Source organism: Mammaliicoccus vitulinus, assembly GCF_029024305.1.
Classification (GTDB): domain Bacteria; phylum Bacillota; class Bacilli; order Staphylococcales; family Staphylococcaceae; genus Mammaliicoccus; species Mammaliicoccus vitulinus.
In genome coordinates, this window is the sequence record NZ_CP118974.1 from 2,362,912 (window position 1) to 2,380,682 (window position 17,771).

Sequence of the window (17,771 nt, forward strand, 5' to 3'; positions counted from 1 at the left end):
ACGACTTAGGCATTTTCTTGGATTAACTTCGGACTTAACTCACGACTTAGGCTATGTCTTGGATTAACTTTGGACTTAACTCACGACTTAGGCATTTTCTTGGATTAACTTCAGACTTAACTCACGACTTGGGCATTTTCTTGGATTAACTTCGGACTTAACTCACGACTTGGGCATTTTCTTGGATTAACTTCAGACTTAACTCACGACTTAGGCCATGTCTTGGATTAACTTCGGACTTAACTCACGACTTGGGCATTTTCTTGGATTAACTTCGGACTTAACTCACGACTTAGGCCATAACTGTACTGAACCAAAAAAAACAAACCAAACGGTTATACACGTTTGGTTTGTCCACAATCTGAAATAAGGAAAAGTTGGATATATCATCCAACTTTTCCTTATTTTTTACGCTTAATTTGATAACTTGTTTCACTACTATATGTCTTACCGCTTCTTAATATAGAAGGTGCCTTATCACCTAACAAATGTATGTCATCTGGTATGGCTTGTGCTTCTAATGTAAATCCACCGTGTTCGTGAATCGTGTTAGCTTCGTCATTCCAATCTACATCGTTTAAAGTAAAGAGAACTACGTGATCTTGATCCGTTTGCATTTCAATTTCTAGTTCATCGTTTGATATATTAAATGATGTATTTTCTAATTTAACTGGATGGTCAATACCATTGAATTGCTCTATTTGTTCCAAACCACTATCAAATATATCTTTAAAAGTGAGTATATCTTTATTTAATTCATCATTAATATTAACTGTATTCAATGATTTGACGATTTGATTTTCTTTTAAAGGATAAAATTCAATTTGATTATGAATAGTATGATTTTCAATAGTTTCATTTGTACGATTCAAATTAAAATACACATGATTCATTGGGTTGAATAACGTATCTTCTGTACTCGTAGCTTCATAATGAATCGTCCACATCATTTGAGTTAAATCATAACGGTGAGCCACTTTAATTTGGATATCACCTGGGAAATAATCATCATCAGATTGCATATCTACAGTATAAATAACCGTGACAACTTCATCTTCATTTATTATTTCATAATCACTCACGCTTGTATTTAATCCATTTGATCCACCATGTAAATTGTGTTGAGCATCATTTTGCTCTAACTTATAAGTTTGACCATTCAATTCAAACGTTGCATTTTCAATTCTACCGCCATATCTTCCAACTGTAGCGCCAAAGAAATATGGATTTTCTTCATAATATCGAATCACGTCTTCATTTTCATTAGGACCTAGAATGACAGACCTATTATGAACTTTCCAATCTACAATTCTCATACCAAAATTCGTAAATTTAATTTCTGAGTTCTCATCATAAATCGTAATTAAATCTATATTTTTCTCTTCATCTAAAATCTCAATGTTAAAAGCCATCAACTTACCTCTATTCTTTAATATTAACGTTTACTCAAATAAATTTTAGCATAATTAACAAACAAGTTAATAGAGATGTGATTTATACATCATTGAATCAATGTTCATTAACTTCATCGAACGATTTAGAACTAAAACCATATTTCATGTCACGAGTAGGCAAGACTCTCATTTTAGCTTTACCAACTATCTGATTCTCCGCAATTAAGCCAACATCTAAACGGCTATCATTACTATTCATACGATTATCACCCAACACTAAATATCTACCTTCAGGAATGACTTTCTTCCCACCTGAATTTTTTGTATCTGACACATCAAAGTTTTCTGTTAAATAATCCGAATATTTATGTTCTTTATTAAAATCTAAATAAGGCTCTGCCACTTTTTCACCATTCACATAAAGCTGATCTTGCTTATACTCTACAGTGTCTCCCGGCATCCCAATTAACCTCTTAATAAAATCTTTTTCCTCATTAGCGTGGAATATAATAACGTCACCTCTATCAATAGTCCCTAATGATTTAGAAATCTTACTTACAGCAAGGTTGTCTTGATCATTAAAAGTTGGAGACATCGATTCACCATGAACTTCGTATCTACTGATTAAAAAAGTTGTGATTAACCAAGCAGCAACTATAGCAATTGCAATAGAAGCAACCCATTCCATTATATTTTTTACCATTATATACCTCCTAGTTCTTTAAAAACCAAATCAATATAATAAATATTCTAATATTATTGAAATTATATCATATGTAAACAACATAATATATATAAAATTAATAGAGTATGATTTGAATATATGTATGAAACTTCCTTATACATCATTAGACAAAATATACCAAATCGTGCTATTATAAAATTGAAAAAGGGCAACATGCACGAACATGTCGCCCTAGCGAGCCTTGGAAAAAGACGATGGCTTATTATATTTTACTTGAAAATAACCTCTAGTCACTTTACCAATGTAGTATCTAGATGGTTATTTTTTTGGGTTATTATTCATCATTAGACAAAATATACCAAATCGTGCTATTATAAAATTGAAAAAAGGCAACATGCATGAACATGTCGCCCTAGCGAGTCTTCTAAATAGACGATGGCTTGTAATATTTAAGGTATTAAAATAACCTCTAGTTACATTGCCAAAGTGTGCTCTAGATGGTTATTTTTTTTCGGCTATTATTACTAACACAATGAATTGACTAATATTGCTCATTTAAAATATGAATGATAACATTTTAATTATAAGATTATTAAAATACATACTGAAAAGAGGATTCTACTTGAAAATATCGTGGATTTTATGGTGGGTATTAACTGTAATTGAATTAGGATCATTCATTACGATATCTTTATTATTATGGTTTAGGGATGTTGATGCTGCAGGTGCTGTTCAAACAACAGAATTAAAATGGATGTCTATTGGTATGATCTCTACCTTGTTTATCATACCGTTTTTAACTCAAATCGCTTGGCTAATTATCAATATTGTTACTTCAAAGAAACTAGCACCTCAAAAATAACATATCCATTTTCCTTAAAAATAAGCCTCATGTCATCCACTTCTATAAATGGATGACATGGGGCTTTGTTAGTCAGTTTAACGTCTTTATAAGTTTAGACTTATGAACATGATTCTAATACTGTTTATGTTCTTCTTTTTTTTATTACTTTATATGCCGCTATAAAGAATAATATTCCAGATATTACCCATAGAACTCCAGATAGATTTGTTAAATTACCATGTAAATTCGTGGCGATCATTGGAAGAATACCTGCTATTAAAATTAAAAATATAACTATTCTCATTGTAATCCCTCTTTAACTATTCATTAAATGTTATAAGTTAAGAAAATCTTTAATGCGGTCGTGCTAAATAAATACCAAAAACAATCAGTAATATTCCTATCACTATAAAGCTTTTATATAAAAAACTATATTTCCTACGAAATATTCCGAGTATTGTTAAGTATATACCTAATATTATGGAGAGAATCATTATATAAAATCCCATTCTAATCATTCCTTTCAAGATTAATATTTTCAAACAACATAGTGCAAGTATGAATATATATCAGCAATCTTTATGAGTTGTTTCTTTCTAGATTCATTAAATGTTATCCTAAAAATATAGTATATACAAAATCTAAACTATGAAAGAGGTGCTATAAATGAAAGTAAAAGACATTCTCAAAAAAAGTTTTGACGATTTACTCGAGTTAGAACTAACGAGTTATAATATAGCTGTTGTATTAATAGCTGTTATTGTATTAAGCACTATATTTACGCCTTTACTAGGTATTCCTGTTGGATTATTAGGTGGCGCTTATTATTTAAAAAGTTATAAATAATATATTAAACCCGTTTCCGCAAATTCAGGAAACGGGTTTTTACGCTTACTTTATAAAGCTATACTTGCTTGAATAAGTCCTAGTCCTATTAAAAGCACAAGATATACTATGCCCCAAATAAGTGCTGCTTTTCCTTTGAGATGGCTTGTTGCGTATAATACAACGCCAAATAAGTAAGCACCTAAAAGTATTTTCAAATCAAATATACCGAGAAATTGATTACTTTGATTAAATATTTTTAAACTTGTAAATGAATATTTTACGGGATCTAAGTCCATAATTGCATGGATAGCTACAATAATTAAGCCATAGATTGATGTAATGAGTGTCATAAATGTTGCAGCTGCAAATAAACTTGTTGCTTTCACATCTGATTTCATGATTTTTGATACGATTAAGATTAAAAGGAACATGAATGCAATGCCAACAATTGCTCCTATGACTGCTCCTATGTATGCAAATACTGTCGTGAATGTAGACATATTGGCTACATCGGCTTCACTTAAGCCTGTTTCTCTTAATTCAGCTGAAATATCTGTAGTTAATGTAGTAATCCATGCTGAAGCGATTGCTATAATGATAACTAGTAACATATTTACTAACCATTTCGGCTTTTCTCTAAACTTATTAAAAGTTGGTGCAAAAACTAAATTTGAATTTTTCATGTTGTTGCTCCTTTAAAACGTTTTATTATTTTATGATAACATTCATATAGAATGATTCAAATACTAAATTATATAATTAATATTCTTAAATTTATAAATCCGGTTGAATTAATTGAATAGTATTATTCATAATTTTCAAAAACAAAAAATAGAATCATCATAATAGTGAGTATGACCATTACAACAAATGTTGTAAAAACTAATACAGGCATTATATAGGTGAAATAATATTTGAAAAATAGTAATAGCAACGAAGAAATCATTATAAAAATGCTGAATGCAATGGTACATTTTTCGATTTTATTCATTTGTTTCTCCTATTTGATGTTTTAAATTTCTCAAGTCACTATTTAAAGTTTTTACTTTCTCCATAGTGTTTCTGTCTTCTAATATATCTAATGGTTTTACACCTTCTCCAACTATAAAAGAATAATTCGTTATATTCATAAATTCAAAAATATATTTGAATTGTTCTATCAATGGTCTTGATTTAACTGCGGGATTGTCACCACCAACTATGATAATAATATATTCTTTATTGGACATTACTGATTTGAAATTATCTCTATGTTGATCTCTTAAACTTTCTGTCCATCGATCTATAAATAGTTTTAAAGAAGCACTCATAGAATACCAATATAATGGTGTAGAGAACACAACAGTATGTGCATCCATCACATTTTTTAATACCTCTGAATAGTCATCTTGATGCAAATCTTTGTCATTCATTTTTGAGTGCCTATTGTCTATAACTTTATCTATTCTTTTCTCATAAAGATTAATCATTCTATGTTTTGTACCTTTTAATAGATTATCTGCCAATATTCTTGAGTTACCATCACTTCTACTACTTCCTAACAAACATGTAATCATTATTTACTCCCCCTATACTTTTAGTGTGTATACTCATACTAATCCGCTTTATGATATTATTAAAATAGATTTTTCAGATACTAGGTATCACAAAACACGATTATTGATTGGAGTATACAATGAATATTAATTTTATTAAGACATTTTTAGTAGCTAGTGAAACTAAAAATATTTCCAAAACAGCAAGTCTATTAAACTATTCCCAATCGACAGTATCAGGACATATTGAAAAACTTGAAAATGAGTTAGGTGTATTACTCTTTCACAGAAAAAAATATGGCGTTGAATTAACTAACGAAGGTTTAACCTATGTAAGATATGCTCAAAATATCATCGATAGTCATATAGAATTCCAGAAGGAAGTACGTGGCTTATATAATCATTCGGAGAGTTTAGTGGTCAATATGCAAGAGAGTCAATATATTTACAAATATGCTCAAAAAATAAGTGAATGGATCATTAACAATCCACATGTGAATATTACGTTCAAGACAGCACATTCTAATTTTTATATTAAAGAAGAATTATCGAATAACGAAACTGATATATCCTTAATAACAGATGAACATATTATAAATAACACTTTAAATAATATTCCAATATCAGAAGGTCAACTCGTCTTAGTAACAAATTGCCAGTTACCTTCATTTCAATTTAATGATATAGAAAATTCTACTCTATTAGTTACTGAAAAAGGTTGTAGTTACCGTGAACAAATGGAAAGGATTTTATTTAAAAATAATATTACGCCTATGCAAAAAATAGAATTTATTGGCATTGAATCCCTACTTCAACATATTCAAAACTTTGGTGGTATTGCTTTATTACCACAATTTGTTGTAGCACAAGAATTGAATAATCATCATTTATTTTTAGTACCATTAGACTATAAATTCGCGACATTAAAGACAAACCTTCTATATAATTCGAATACTAGAAAACAAAGCGTATTTTCGTTTATTGAAAATGTATTTTCTTTGGAAGGAGAAATAAAATGAAGAAATTTCTTAAAGTAAGTTTTGTTTTTGTATTATTAATCACTACATATTTACTTATGAATTTTTTACTGTTTGATAAGTGGTCTTTACATCAAAGTGAAAAACAACTAAACAGTGATATTGAAAATCATAACAACAATCATTTAAAACAAATTTCTAAAGATGATAAGACTTATGAATTTTTAAAGAACGAGAAAAAAATAAACATTGTAAGTCAAAGTGATAATCAAGGTAGCGGAAGTATAAATTATTATCGAGTAATGATTCATAATCATTCAGGCGAAATATACATTAATTCCAATCACGCTTTTATTCCTAAAAACTCAACCATCCGAAGTATTAAAATGCTTTAACATTAAAAAAAACATATCATTCGTTTTTAATAAATTATTTAATATTTCAAAACTACAAATTATTTTGGATAAATGCTTTGAATATAAAAGACCGATCAAGACGTAAAGAGTATTGGTATCCATTTCTTATGACAATTATCATATCCTTTATAGCTTCTATATTAAATTACATATTACCTATACCAAATATCTTATCTGAAATTATATATTGGATATTTAATATAGCAACGATTGTTGCATCATTCACTGTAATGGTTAGACGCTTTCATGATATAGGAATGTCTATGTTATTACCTTTAATTTTCTACATATCCCCTATAATTGGATTTATACTCGTTTCAATAAATCCCGAAGCAGTTTCTTCTCTTGAAGGGTCTCTAGTATTAGTCATCGTAAATGTATTGTACTTAATATTTTCCCTTATTGTATTAGCAATTTGTTGTACTTATGGTCATAAAGATAAAAACAAATATAGTATTAATCCTAAAACAATATAGACAATAATCTTTTTGGCACAGTAATTGGAGTATCATTAATTTTGTTTTATAGTGTTATTTTTTGAAAATCCTTGTTATCAAGTTTAACTATTAGTAAAACTAATATTTCAAGTTCATTGTATTTCTCTAGACTATTCTTAATTATCTACTGAAGTGAAATAAATAATTTATTTAGTTGTATTTACATAACTAATAATTATCAGAAAGCAGATTAAAAGAGACTCCTTTTTCTTTGGCTACTTTAATACTTGGGCTTGTCGATGTTTACTTTCATTTCTTTCTTGTTCAGAAATCATTGCTAAAATTTGAATGGTTAAATCTTTCATAAATTTGTCTAGTAGAGGATTACCAATCACTTCATTCATCATAGGTAAAATTGTAATCAATAACTGAACTTCTTTTTCCTTTAAATAGTTAACAGTTTGAATGACTTCGTCGTAATTTCTACCTAGTCTATTAATCGTTTCTACAATTAAACGATTTCCAATACGTACAAAATTTAATGCTTCTTGGAAAATAGGTCTATTTTCAATCAATAGTTGACACAGGTGCATATCCAACTATTATTTTTAACACCTTTTCTTATACACCCTAATCACACAATTAGAAACTGCATTTTACAAGAGCTCCTCATTGTTCAATTAGGGTAGACTTTAAATATACGAAATTTATTTTAATTAGATATAAAATCCTACTAATGTTTAATGTATTTGAAAATCTCTAAATTCTTACATCACTATTTTTAATCAACAAATAATTTATATTTGCTTTTATAAGAAATAGGTTTATGATTAAAGTTAATAATTACACCTTGGATAAAAAAGGAAAAGTACTTAAAAAATTGAGGAGTGATTTATTATGCATAAAGCAGGGAAATTACTATCAGCAACTGTCTTTGCATCAACACTTGTTTTAAGTTCTTCAGCAGCATATATTACAACTAATAGTTCAGACGTACAAGCAGCGGAGCAAGTTCAAAAATGGGGGCATGGTTAAGGCGATGCTAGTGGTGCCAACACTGAAAGTAATGCCAATTTAAAAGCTGAAACGCCATGGTATAACTATGAAGGCTATACAACATACGATCCTTCATTTACACAAGATTATAACTTCGTTCGTGCATTAAAGTATGATAATGTATCAATCGATGGCTATAAAGTAGATCCAAGCGTTGACAATGATTATGATTATAGTAAAGAGGTTTATGATACAATTATAGATTTTAATAGTGATAATGAAGTTATCGGGATTTCTTTCGAAACTAAACCAGACTCAGTATCTAAAGCAACGTTTAAAAAAGCACATACGTCTAATAAAATAATTGATGAAGGTGTCACTAATGGGGGCGACCAAGGTGACGGCACATTTGTAAAATATGCGACGAATGATGGTTCTTACACAGCGTACTTTGACGAAAATAACAAATTGATGCAAATGAACATTGGACAATAAATTTGAGCAACAAATATAAATAGTTACTTTTCTTAGTTAAGAGTGCTGTCCACTACATTATCGGTGGGATTATTGGTAGGCATGTTTTTAGGTATGATACTAGCTTGATTTGCAGACATAAAGAAAATTATTGATATTATAAAGAGGCTAATCATTTTATATAGTGATTAGCCTCTTATTTACTTAAGCGGTGATTATCAGAAGACATATCAAAAAAGACCCCTTATTTCAATAAATGCTTCTTCTTGCGCATTAATGTTTTGTCTATCATTAGTGACTGTATCAAACGTATATTTAAGCTATCTTTCTTCTTCTGTCTATAACCATAAACAAAAGGATTTTCACGTTGTTTTAAATTATAATAAAAAGAAGCGTCTCTATAACGAGATCGCTTCTTTTTACTTGCCTACGCGCAATGTCTTCCCTTGTTTGTTTTTCTCCCATTAAAACTATAAAAACCATCGTTTCAGTAATAACTAATTGCTATCTATTACCTACATCTCTACCAGTTTCTACAGCATTATTCTCTTTGTTTAATATTGCAGCTTGTACACTCCCAAAATACGGTGTGTCTTTCCCTTGTTTTACTTTATACCCCATTTTTTTAAACTGTTTAAGATAATCATCATCTATATCTTTTTCATAATAAACAGTATCTCCATCATTGTAAAATCTAGGTTTATCAATAATATCCTGTATACTTTTATCATCATTAAAATACTGTATCATTACTTGATTTAAAATCGTAGGTATTTTGTTACCCCCTGGTGAACCAATACCCATTGTAAAGTCTTTACCTTCTATTATAGTAGGAGCTGTGTATGATCTAGGGAATTTATGTTTATCTCCCCTATTTGGATTTTTACTACCTTTTGAAAAATTATTCAAAGAATCATTTAAATAAAAGCCCTGATCTACAAATTTACCTGTGCCAAAATAGCTTGCTAAACTATTTGTAGTACTTGTAACTTGCCCTTCTTTATCTATAACTACGAAGTGTGTCGTGTTACCATCTGTACCATCTGAAGGTTTCATACCATTATATTTATCTAGTTCTTTATATTTATCAATTATATAGTCGCGCTCTAAATAATTATTGTATGCAGATTCTTGATCATTCACTATTTCTTTATTTTCTAAAACTAAATTTCTCCCTGAAATTATACTATTTACATATTCTTTTTTAGTATTTTTTTTATTAATAATCTCATCAAGTTTCAGTCCTTGAGCCATTAGTGTTCCGCCCAGTGGATTAGAAGCAGAATATATTTTATTCCCTTTGTAATCAGTTTCTATAGCTTCTTTATCTGCGGGTTGATAATTTTTAAAATCTTTTTTCTTAAGGTGACTATCCGCCTGATCTGCTATGTCACCAGCGATATCATCGTAAAAATAAGATACCCCATTATCACGTATACCTTCTAACGTTTTTGTTAGTGCTTTTTGCTTAACAATGTCCCCTTCTTCAAGTGGTTCAGAATCTTTAAAGAATGGAGAATCCTTATCTATATCGTCACCGTATATTTTGAGGCTTCTATCTAATTCATCATCAACTTCAAAACCATCTTTAGCTAGTGGTATAACATAATTCATTATCTTCTTCTCATCCATTGATCCACCATTTTTATGAGCTTGATGAAGACCACTTACTAATCCGGGTACACCCGTTTCATCACTCTTTTTATAGTTATATCCAGACATATCTTTATATTCTAGCAACCTTGGTTTTTCAAATTTCGAATTACTTTTAGTAATCATGGCTCCACCTCCGCCAAGACCTGAAGTATGAGGCTCTGTAATAGCTAAAGCGTATGAAACACCAATTGAAGCATCGACAGAGTTTCCTCCATCTTCTATAATTTTTTCTCCAATTTTTACTGCAATTGGATTATTAGATGCGACACCATAGCTTTTCTTTTTTGCATTTTTAGCTTCCGATATTTTGTTTTCGTACAAATTATCTTTATCTGACTTTTTTTGTGTACTACATAAATAAATTAAGGTTGAAATCAATAAAACTATGATCATGCTAATAAATAAGAATTTGCGATTATATATCATAAGATTTATTCTCCCTGATTTAAATAGTTAATTTTTGCTGCTTCAAGTTCAATTTTCTCTTTTGAGTATAATTTTTCATCTGAATGCATTGCTATAGTTAAAGTTAATGCGCCTAATATAGTAATAACAACAGTTGCATTAAGTAACTTATTTGCTAGTTTCATTGATAAATTCTCCTTTTTTCGTTGTCCATTCCATACTTGAGTCTTTAATATAATTCAGCATTTGATTATTTTTAATGATATTATCATTATTATTAGAAAGATAACCGCCCTTGAAATTAACTGGAATAACCTTTGTTTTTAATTTTTCCTTTTCAATTTCTTGCTGAACAATAATGCTTTCATTATTTTTAGATAAAAAGTCTTGTGAAGTTAAATTTCCTAAGCTATAAAATATATGAGAATCTTTGTAACTTTCTATTTTTTGAATCACATTATTATTACCAATTATGACATCCGCTCCAGCGTCAACTAATGCATGTGCATATTCTCTTTGTCTTTCTGACACTGTCCTTTCATCCGGTACTCCCCAGTTCACACGAACGATTACTAAATCATTGTTTTTATCTAAATCTTTAATTAAAGGAATAAAAGTTTTAGGATTCAATTTTATAGAAGTATTATTTTCTGAAGCATCTATAAATTTAGAGCTTGTATCACTAAAGGAAACAGTAGCTATTTCTTTCCCTTGATGAAATTGTTTTGAGATATTGTTATTAATAATATTTATTCCTTCATCAGATAAAAGGTTTGGATTTGATTGATCAATACTTTTAAATATACTTTGTGTATTCTTAAAATTCATATTATTGCTATTACCCAATGTCAAACTGTTAATATTATTATTACTAAGTGTTTTAATATCTTTAATATCTTTTTCGGGATTACTACTACTTAATTTTAAATTTGCAGATGTATAATTACTGTTATTTGTTAGATTTTTTAAAGGACTTAATATTTTTGATAAACTTTCCTTTTGACCTTTTTCTGCTAAATTAATATTTCCTAAATAAGTCACTACTAATTTATCATCCTCTTTTAAACTACCAAATATATTTTTACCTTTATAAATATAGTTACCAAATATCATAAAACATACTAGTATAACTAATAATATTACAATATGCTTACTGGTTTGTTTTTTGTGCTTTTTCGATTTTTTTAATATTTGTTCTCCTATTGTAAGTTTTTTAGCCATTGCTTTTCTCCTTATTTATGTAATGAAACTATAGACAAATAATATTAAATAAGTAACAAAACTCAATAAAATTGTTGTTGATAACGTGATTATGACGCCTTGCTTTTGAATCGTATTGGCAATAATACCAGGTATAACTACACCGATACCACTTAACTGGAGTATCTCAAATGGCGCAATTGGATATATTAAGTCAAACATAAACTTAATAATCATGCCTGTTAATATCATAGCTGCAAATTTTCTTCTTCCATATAATATTGTTATTTTTCCAATTCCATGTACAACGATTATATAAGTCAAACAACTAATTAAAATAACTGATATTAACATTAGTGGTTGGTCGAATACTAACGCCAAATAACCTGGTACAACTAATCCTGCTGGATTTATGCCAAACTTTTCTGCAAAAATTAAACTTAATATAACACCTACAAATAACGAGAAGTATAATTCAGAACCTATCATGTTAGCTTTTCCCTTCTATGAAATTTACGATACTTTTTCCATTACCGTGGATATTACCTACACAGAATATTAAAGATTTTTGAGATTCTTTTAAAATTCTATCTTGGACTTCAGAAAATTCTTTACCTTCAAAATTGTAATAATTTATTTCTGGATAATCTTTCATTACTTCAGTAACCATTTGAGTGGTACTACCAGTTACGATTAACGTATCTATTTTGATTTTAGGAATGAATTTTTCTGTAAATAAGTATGTTCTATCTACCCTGTCATATCGGCAGTTCAAAATAATCACTACCTTTTCAAACGGATAGTTATAAGAATAAACCTTATCTAATATTGCTAAACTTGACTCCGGTTCATTAGCTGAAAAAGCATTTATGAAAATATTTGTATTATTATTAGCTTCATAATATTTTACTCTTACAGCCCCAGAATCTGGAGGTGCATTCAACATACCTTTCATTGCAACATCCTCATTTATACCTAAAGACTTAGCTACACCTAAAGCAATTGCAACATTATCTGGAAATACAATATAATCAAATTTTTTCAAATAATCTTCTGATATTTCATTTTTATCAACGACTATTAAGTCGGTTTTTCTATCTTGAGCGATTTTTTTATAATAGTTTGTATATTCATCTTGCATAACAACTGCCTTACCATTAAATGGTATAGTTGCAGCAAATGCTTCAGCTACCTCATCAAGAGTAGGCCCTAAAACATCCATATGATCTTCAAGAACGTTTACAATTACGCCAACGTTAGCCTTTACTAGATCATTTTGGAAAGTAATTTGGTAATCAGGATTAACAGCCATGCATTCATTAACCAATGAATCTGCATTTTGATGAACCACATGCCTCATAATAGCCTTTTGTTCACCAATATTAGCTCCTTGTGGTTTTCTTATTATTGGGTCCTCTTTATCGGTATGCCAATATAAAATGCGCGCATCTGTTCCGGTAGTTTTAGCAATCACATTATGTTGATTTTCTTTTAAAATGCTAAAAATCAATCTCGTAATTGTAGACTTACCTCTAATTCCATTAATATTAATTCTTATGGGTATTTTTTTTATATTAGAATTGTGTTTGATCTTTTCTAATACACCTAGAGAAATAATAAGAAGTGTTAAGATTATTATTAATAACAAATTTCTAATTTCCTTTCTTTTTTTATTTCCCGGTTTTTTAGTGTGAATATTACTTTTTGAAGTGAATTTAATTTAGCTGTTTCTCTCGTGGATCTAAATTAAGGGGGTATAAAATAGGTCAAAGAATTCCCATATCCTTTGAGTGATACCTGCGATTTAAACAATATCACAAATGAATATTATCATAGACTCTATTTATATACAATAAAAGAATTATTTTTAAACTTGGTTAATATTTCTAATATTAATAATCAGACTATTTTGTTCTTAATTGTGTATAATAAACTTAATTAAGTTTACAAAAAATTTACTTTTACATATAAATGTACTCATATTTATGAAAGTAAGATTTTCATTCTATAAGTTATAATAAATATATTTCAAAACAATAGGTGGTTTTTATATGAATAATAAAAATTTAACTTTTACTACGGATCGTTTAGAAATAAGACCGTTAGTAAATTCTGATTATGAAAGTTGGCTTAAAGGTTTTTTAGATAGAAACCCTTCCCAATATCAATATGACGATGGGTTAATAGATATGTCTGTCTGTACTAAAATTTGGTTTGAGGATTTAGTAAAAAAACATCACGAGTTAATAAAAAATGATGAGATGTATATTTTTGCTATATTTGATAAAAATAATCAGCATATAGGTATGATTGATTTAGTAACTATTAGACGTGGAATTTTCCAATGGGGAGAATGTGGATACTTTATACACAATCAATTTTGGAGAAATGGTTATGCCTATGAAGCATTAAGAAAAACTTTATATATTGCTGATAAAGAACTCGAATTCCATAGACTTGAAGCACATGTGAATTTAGATAATGATCCATCAATCAAGCTGTTACAAAAATCAGGTTTTGAATATGAATGTACTAGAAAAAACTTTATATATGAATTCGAACAATGGACTGATAATCACATTTATTATATTAATTTTGATGATAGCAACAATCAACAGAATTAACATAATATAATCGTTTCTTCATCGAATAGAACTAGTGAATAAATTTAGAGAGATCTAAACGGTCCCTCTTTTTGTGTTATTCATTTTCAATATAAGTATATTATTAAAGGAGATAAACGTCTATAATTCCAGTGGATATTTAAGGTGAAATTAAGGTTGTCTTTATTTTTAAATAAGTTTTATGATAAAGTTTGCTAAAAGGAGTGATAGTTTTGAAATGGTTTTTATTTATTGTGCAAATAATTTTGGCGATTTTTTTAGCATTTTTTGCCTATAAACAAATGAACCAAAATCATTTAGATACATGGTTTACTGTTTTTATAGTATTCTTTTTTATTTTCGTAGTTTGGTATGATGACCGGTATCAAAAAAATTAAACTGAGCTTTTATGCGATGAAAAAGGAGTTTTTGTTTGTTAACTAAAAATATTAAATATCCCTACGTAAAATTCATTTTTGATGTTGTCGGTATTCTTGCTAGTGTTGGTATTTTATTAATGTTTATCTTTAATACATATGCTAATTTTGAATCTAATGATAGTTCTTCATTTGGAATAAATATTATAGGTTCTAACATGATTTTATTATCTATTTTGATCTTGATTGTTGTTGTATGTGCTGTTTTTTCTTTCGTTTTGAAGAAGAAACAGAAAGTTAGTCAAATAGAAAAGTATGCATTTAAGAAATAAAAAGATGACAGACATAACTTATTTATGCCTGTCATCTTTTTTGAAGTATATTAGGTTTAATATTACAAATATAATTACGATTATTCCGTAAAATCTTGTTTCGATTTGAATGATATTAAAGAGTATTAGTATATTAAATAGTAGGAAAATAAGTATTATTGCTAGTAATATATTGTGAGTAATTTTTTTCATTATTTCCAACCTTTTTCTTTGTCTTGAAATTTATATTAACATTGTTGCTGTTTTTCTTATCTTGATAATAAGGGTACGATTGGTTTTGACCAAAAAAGTTACTTTTTCCAGCATACTTATGTAGTATTTTAAATGTCTAGTAAAAAATAAAATGAGTGCACTCGAATGCTGGCATAGCATGAGCTATTAAGCCCACCATTCGACAAGTTTTGGAATTTTTAAGGGTTCAAAGTTTCTGTTCTTAAAGAAAATTAGAATAAAAATTTAAGTGTTTTTTTGTTTATTATATTTAATGAACCTTACTAAATATAATATATAAGCAATAGAAATAAATATATTAGCTAATAGAATTTGAGTAGTATTTATGTTGCCGAATTTGATACTGATTATTGTCCAAGATGTTATTACTATAAATAATGATAAACAAATCCATATATTAAAAAGTTTTTTCATAGTATCACTCCTAAAATATTAGCAGAAAGTTGCACCGCCTGTTAAGCGATAAAATGCGTCAAAAACCCACCGTGGACTTGGTTTAACTTTCGCTATTTTAATCACTTTCCTTTATTTGTTCTTTTTTATTTTTACCATTTCTAGAATTTTTAGCCGTTTTTTTTAAATTTGGTGTTCCAGCCCAAACTGAGAAAGTCGAAAAAATAAAATTCATTATTTTTGCTATCAATTCAAACATTTTTATCCCTCAATAACTTTTTTTATAATTTTACCCTTTTTTGTTATTTATAAATCTGATTAATAAAGCAGTAATTCCCATAATAATAATTAAAATAAGCATGCTGATGTTAATTATTATTTTATATTGCTCATCACTTACAAATATTGAACTAATGAATATAGTTAAAGAAATAAGAATCAAAAGAATCGAAAAAATATTGTATGTTTTTTCCATATTTTATTTAACTCCTCCTTTTAAAAACCTTTATCATATATTCCACTATATTAATAACAACTTCAAAAAGAGAAATGGCTTAAGCTATTTAACTTTAGCTATCATTTTACTTAAGAAATACCAGTTTTTCTTTATAGGTTTTATGAAATCTCCTATATATTCTTCGATATCGGCGTTAAATCCTCTTTTGAATTGTTGAACGCCATAATCTTCAGATGTATCTGAAAAATCTCCGGTAACACCGTAAAAATTATATCTATTTATATTATGTTCTTTACTGAATTTGATCATATCCCCTTGGAGTTTGTAAGCACCCATAAACTCGTTGTATCTTGGATTAGATCCACTTGATAAATAGTACATTTCATGATCATTATATACATATAACGCTGCTGCTAAGTCGATTTTTTCGCCATCTGTTTCTATTAAATTTTTAATTTTAGTCATTTTCTTTTCAGAACTTTTAAGTCTTTGCAACAGATTGGTTATAGCTGTTTTTTGTTTCTTAGAATTAGGATTTTCTTTTAATTTAGTTTCTGCTAATAGAACTTCTTCTTTTAGATTTTCGTTTTGTAAGTCTAAAGTCTGTAAATATTCTTTTAGGTTAACTGTAGCTATTTTTAGCATAGAATTATCATGATATATTTTTTGCATTTCTTTGAAATATTCAAAACCTCTAAATGAAAAACCATGTTTTTCCTCAGCCATTTTAAATAATTCAAAAAATCTTTCTGTTTCGTTTATATTCAAACTTTCAATTTGTACGTTCATTTCTTCTGTTTTTTTGATATTACGTCTTGTTTGGTAATTCATTTCTTTAAGTAGATCTTGTTCTGTTTTATTTTTTAAATCTAGTACAGATAACCAGCGTATTTGACTCATTGGTTGGTAACCAACTGAATACCCTTTATGTTTGTAACCTAGTGATTCTAAAATTGATTTGAAATTTTGATGGTCGTACTCTTTTATAATTTGGCCATCAGCTGTGTGTGTTTTTATGACTAAGTATGGATCTACTAAAACAAATAGACAATTTTGTTTTTTTAGGTATTTTGTTAAATTTTTAAAGAAGAAATTAACTAATTCTTTATCTTGGTAGTCCATTACAGGGCCTCTATGTGAATAAAAGTATTTAAAAAATCTTAGTGTACGTGCTTCTGACAATAAAGAAGCTGCAACTATTTGATTGTTTTCATCTTTTACTCCGACAATATGTACATCTTTTTTATTTTCATTTCGATATTCAAAGTGATTCGCGCTTTGAGTATAATGTGAAAAATTTTCTTGTGTAAATCTTTCGAATTCTTGTTTTGTAAGTTGTAAAAACTCCATGATTTCACCTTTTCATATAAATTAAAATAATATGGATATAAGTAATATATCCATATATTGGGTTCTGATTTTTATTTTTTTTGATTAGTAAGTATATTTATAACGCCAGTTAAAACTAAAGTTGATAAAATTATGTATGTTATATTCTTTTAATACTCAATATAATTCATATCTGAATATT

Annotated in this window: 21 protein-coding genes and 2 pseudogenes; 10 read left to right on the forward strand and 13 right to left on the reverse strand. The window is 28.3% G+C overall.

Annotated features, from left to right (window positions below):
* Positions 1 to 401 precede the first annotated feature (401 nt).
* Positions 402 to 1,412: an aldose epimerase family protein gene (locus PYW35_RS11785; RefSeq protein ID WP_103323018.1), complete on the reverse strand. Its 1,011-nt coding sequence runs from the start codon at positions 1,410 to 1,412 to the stop codon at positions 402 to 404.
* 97 nt (positions 1,413 to 1,509) lie between these two features.
* Positions 1,510 to 2,097, reverse strand: a complete 588-nt coding sequence (gene lepB, locus PYW35_RS11790) for a signal peptidase I (protein ID WP_103323019.1) — start codon at positions 2,095 to 2,097, stop codon at positions 1,510 to 1,512.
* Positions 2,098 to 2,701: 604 nt separating this feature from the next.
* Here lepB and PYW35_RS11795 point away from each other — a divergent pair.
* Positions 2,702 to 2,941, forward strand: coding sequence for a DUF3923 family protein (locus PYW35_RS11795; RefSeq protein WP_103323020.1), 240 nt, complete (start codon positions 2,702 to 2,704; stop codon positions 2,939 to 2,941).
* Between the two features lie 124 nt (positions 2,942 to 3,065).
* On the opposite strand, the gene PYW35_RS11800 is transcribed toward PYW35_RS11795, so the two are convergent.
* Entirely contained in the window at positions 3,066 to 3,227 is a 162-nt protein-coding gene (locus tag PYW35_RS11800; protein WP_158256836.1) for a hypothetical protein, read from the reverse strand.
* A gap of 362 nt (positions 3,228 to 3,589) precedes the next feature.
* Here PYW35_RS11800 and PYW35_RS11805 point away from each other — a divergent pair, with 362 nt between their 5' ends.
* Complete coding sequence (locus tag PYW35_RS11805; RefSeq protein WP_103323021.1) at positions 3,590 to 3,769, forward strand: VraH family peptide resistance protein; 180 nt, start codon at positions 3,590 to 3,592, stop codon at positions 3,767 to 3,769.
* 50 nt (positions 3,770 to 3,819) lie between these two features.
* Here PYW35_RS11805 and PYW35_RS11810 read toward each other — a convergent pair whose 3' ends face one another.
* Positions 3,820 to 4,434: a YIP1 family protein gene (locus PYW35_RS11810; RefSeq protein ID WP_103323022.1), complete on the reverse strand. Its 615-nt coding sequence runs from the start codon at positions 4,432 to 4,434 to the stop codon at positions 3,820 to 3,822.
* 300 nt (positions 4,435 to 4,734) lie between these two features.
* Positions 4,735 to 5,307: a flavodoxin family protein gene (locus PYW35_RS11815; protein WP_103323354.1), complete on the reverse strand. Its 573-nt coding sequence runs from the start codon at positions 5,305 to 5,307 to the stop codon at positions 4,735 to 4,737.
* 119 nt (positions 5,308 to 5,426) lie between these two features.
* Here PYW35_RS11815 and PYW35_RS11820 point away from each other — a divergent pair, with 119 nt between their 5' ends.
* The 3 genes from PYW35_RS11820 (at position 5,427) to PYW35_RS11830 (ending at position 7,155) form a co-directional block, all read left to right on the forward strand.
* Positions 5,427 to 6,305 carry a LysR family transcriptional regulator gene (locus PYW35_RS11820; RefSeq protein ID WP_204107862.1) on the forward strand — a complete coding sequence of 293 codons (879 nt, stop codon included), beginning with the start codon at positions 5,427 to 5,429 and terminating at the stop codon, positions 6,303 to 6,305.
* Positions 6,302 to 6,658, forward strand: a complete 357-nt coding sequence (locus tag PYW35_RS11825) for a hypothetical protein (protein ID WP_103323655.1) — start codon at positions 6,302 to 6,304, stop codon at positions 6,656 to 6,658. Before PYW35_RS11820 ends, PYW35_RS11825 begins: the two co-directional genes overlap by 4 nt.
* 77 nt (positions 6,659 to 6,735) lie before the next feature.
* Positions 6,736 to 7,155: a DUF805 domain-containing protein gene (locus tag PYW35_RS11830; RefSeq protein ID WP_240594936.1), complete on the forward strand. Its 420-nt coding sequence runs from the start codon at positions 6,736 to 6,738 to the stop codon at positions 7,153 to 7,155.
* Between the two features lie 219 nt (positions 7,156 to 7,374).
* On the opposite strand, the pseudogene PYW35_RS11835 reads toward PYW35_RS11830, so the two are convergent.
* Positions 7,375 to 7,688, reverse strand: a pseudogene (locus PYW35_RS11835) (recombinase family protein); the annotation flags it as partial.
* A 325-nt stretch (positions 7,689 to 8,013) separates the two neighbouring features.
* Here PYW35_RS11835 and PYW35_RS11840 point away from each other — a divergent pair.
* Together PYW35_RS11840 and isaB are read left to right on the forward strand one after the other, a co-directional pair.
* Entirely contained in the window at positions 8,014 to 8,151 is a 138-nt protein-coding gene (locus PYW35_RS11840) for a hypothetical protein (RefSeq protein ID WP_239102450.1), read from the forward strand.
* A 30-nt stretch (positions 8,152 to 8,181) separates the two neighbouring features.
* A pseudogene (gene isaB, locus PYW35_RS13300) lies at positions 8,182 to 8,607 on the forward strand (immunodominant staphylococcal antigen IsaB family protein); the annotation flags it as partial.
* 483 nt (positions 8,608 to 9,090) lie between these two features.
* On the opposite strand, the gene PYW35_RS11845 reads toward isaB, so the two are convergent.
* Genes PYW35_RS11845 through pgsB form a run of 5 tightly spaced genes read right to left on the reverse strand, consistent with a single transcriptional unit; the run spans position 9,091 to position 13,495 of the window.
* Entirely contained in the window at positions 9,091 to 10,668 is a 1,578-nt protein-coding gene (locus PYW35_RS11845) for a gamma-glutamyltransferase (RefSeq protein ID WP_103323562.1), read from the reverse strand.
* A gap of 5 nt (positions 10,669 to 10,673) precedes the next feature.
* Positions 10,674 to 10,832, reverse strand: a complete 159-nt coding sequence (locus PYW35_RS11850) for a hypothetical protein (RefSeq protein ID WP_016912238.1) — start codon at positions 10,830 to 10,832, stop codon at positions 10,674 to 10,676.
* Positions 10,816 to 11,868 (reverse strand): CapA family protein, encoded by a 1,053-nt coding sequence (locus tag PYW35_RS11855; protein WP_103323563.1) that lies wholly within the window; start codon positions 11,866 to 11,868, stop codon positions 10,816 to 10,818. The genes PYW35_RS11850 and PYW35_RS11855 overlap by 17 nt, the downstream gene beginning before the upstream one ends.
* Before the next feature lie 15 nt (positions 11,869 to 11,883).
* Entirely contained in the window at positions 11,884 to 12,336 is a 453-nt protein-coding gene (gene pgsC, locus PYW35_RS11860) for a poly-gamma-glutamate biosynthesis protein PgsC (RefSeq protein ID WP_016912236.1), read from the reverse strand.
* Position 12,337: 1 nt separating this feature from the next.
* The gene (gene pgsB, locus PYW35_RS11865) at positions 12,338 to 13,495 is read right to left on the reverse strand and encodes a poly-gamma-glutamate synthase PgsB (RefSeq protein WP_016912235.1); all 1,158 of its coding nucleotides are present in this window, start codon (positions 13,493 to 13,495) and stop codon (positions 12,338 to 12,340) included.
* A gap of 403 nt (positions 13,496 to 13,898) precedes the next feature.
* Between pgsB and PYW35_RS11870 the strand changes: the two genes are divergently transcribed.
* From PYW35_RS11870 to PYW35_RS11880, 3 genes are all read left to right on the forward strand, one after another.
* Positions 13,899 to 14,471: a GNAT family N-acetyltransferase gene (locus PYW35_RS11870; protein ID WP_103323610.1), complete on the forward strand. Its 573-nt coding sequence runs from the start codon at positions 13,899 to 13,901 to the stop codon at positions 14,469 to 14,471.
* A 212-nt stretch (positions 14,472 to 14,683) separates the two neighbouring features.
* Entirely contained in the window at positions 14,684 to 14,848 is a 165-nt protein-coding gene (locus PYW35_RS11875; protein WP_204107863.1) for a hypothetical protein, read from the forward strand.
* Positions 14,849 to 14,883: 35 nt separating this feature from the next.
* Positions 14,884 to 15,159 carry a hypothetical protein gene (locus PYW35_RS11880; RefSeq protein ID WP_103323609.1) on the forward strand — a complete coding sequence of 92 codons (276 nt, stop codon included), beginning with the start codon at positions 14,884 to 14,886 and terminating at the stop codon, positions 15,157 to 15,159.
* A 742-nt stretch (positions 15,160 to 15,901) separates the two neighbouring features.
* Here PYW35_RS11880 and PYW35_RS11885 read toward each other — a convergent pair.
* Positions 15,902 to 16,042 (reverse strand): hypothetical protein, encoded by a 141-nt coding sequence (locus tag PYW35_RS11885; RefSeq protein ID WP_204107864.1) that lies wholly within the window; start codon positions 16,040 to 16,042, stop codon positions 15,902 to 15,904.
* A gap of 300 nt (positions 16,043 to 16,342) precedes the next feature.
* A complete protein-coding gene (locus tag PYW35_RS11890) occupies positions 16,343 to 17,590 on the reverse strand; it encodes an aminoacyltransferase (RefSeq protein WP_204107865.1) in 1,248 nt (415 codons plus the stop codon).
* Positions 17,591 to 17,771: the final 181 nt, after the last annotated feature.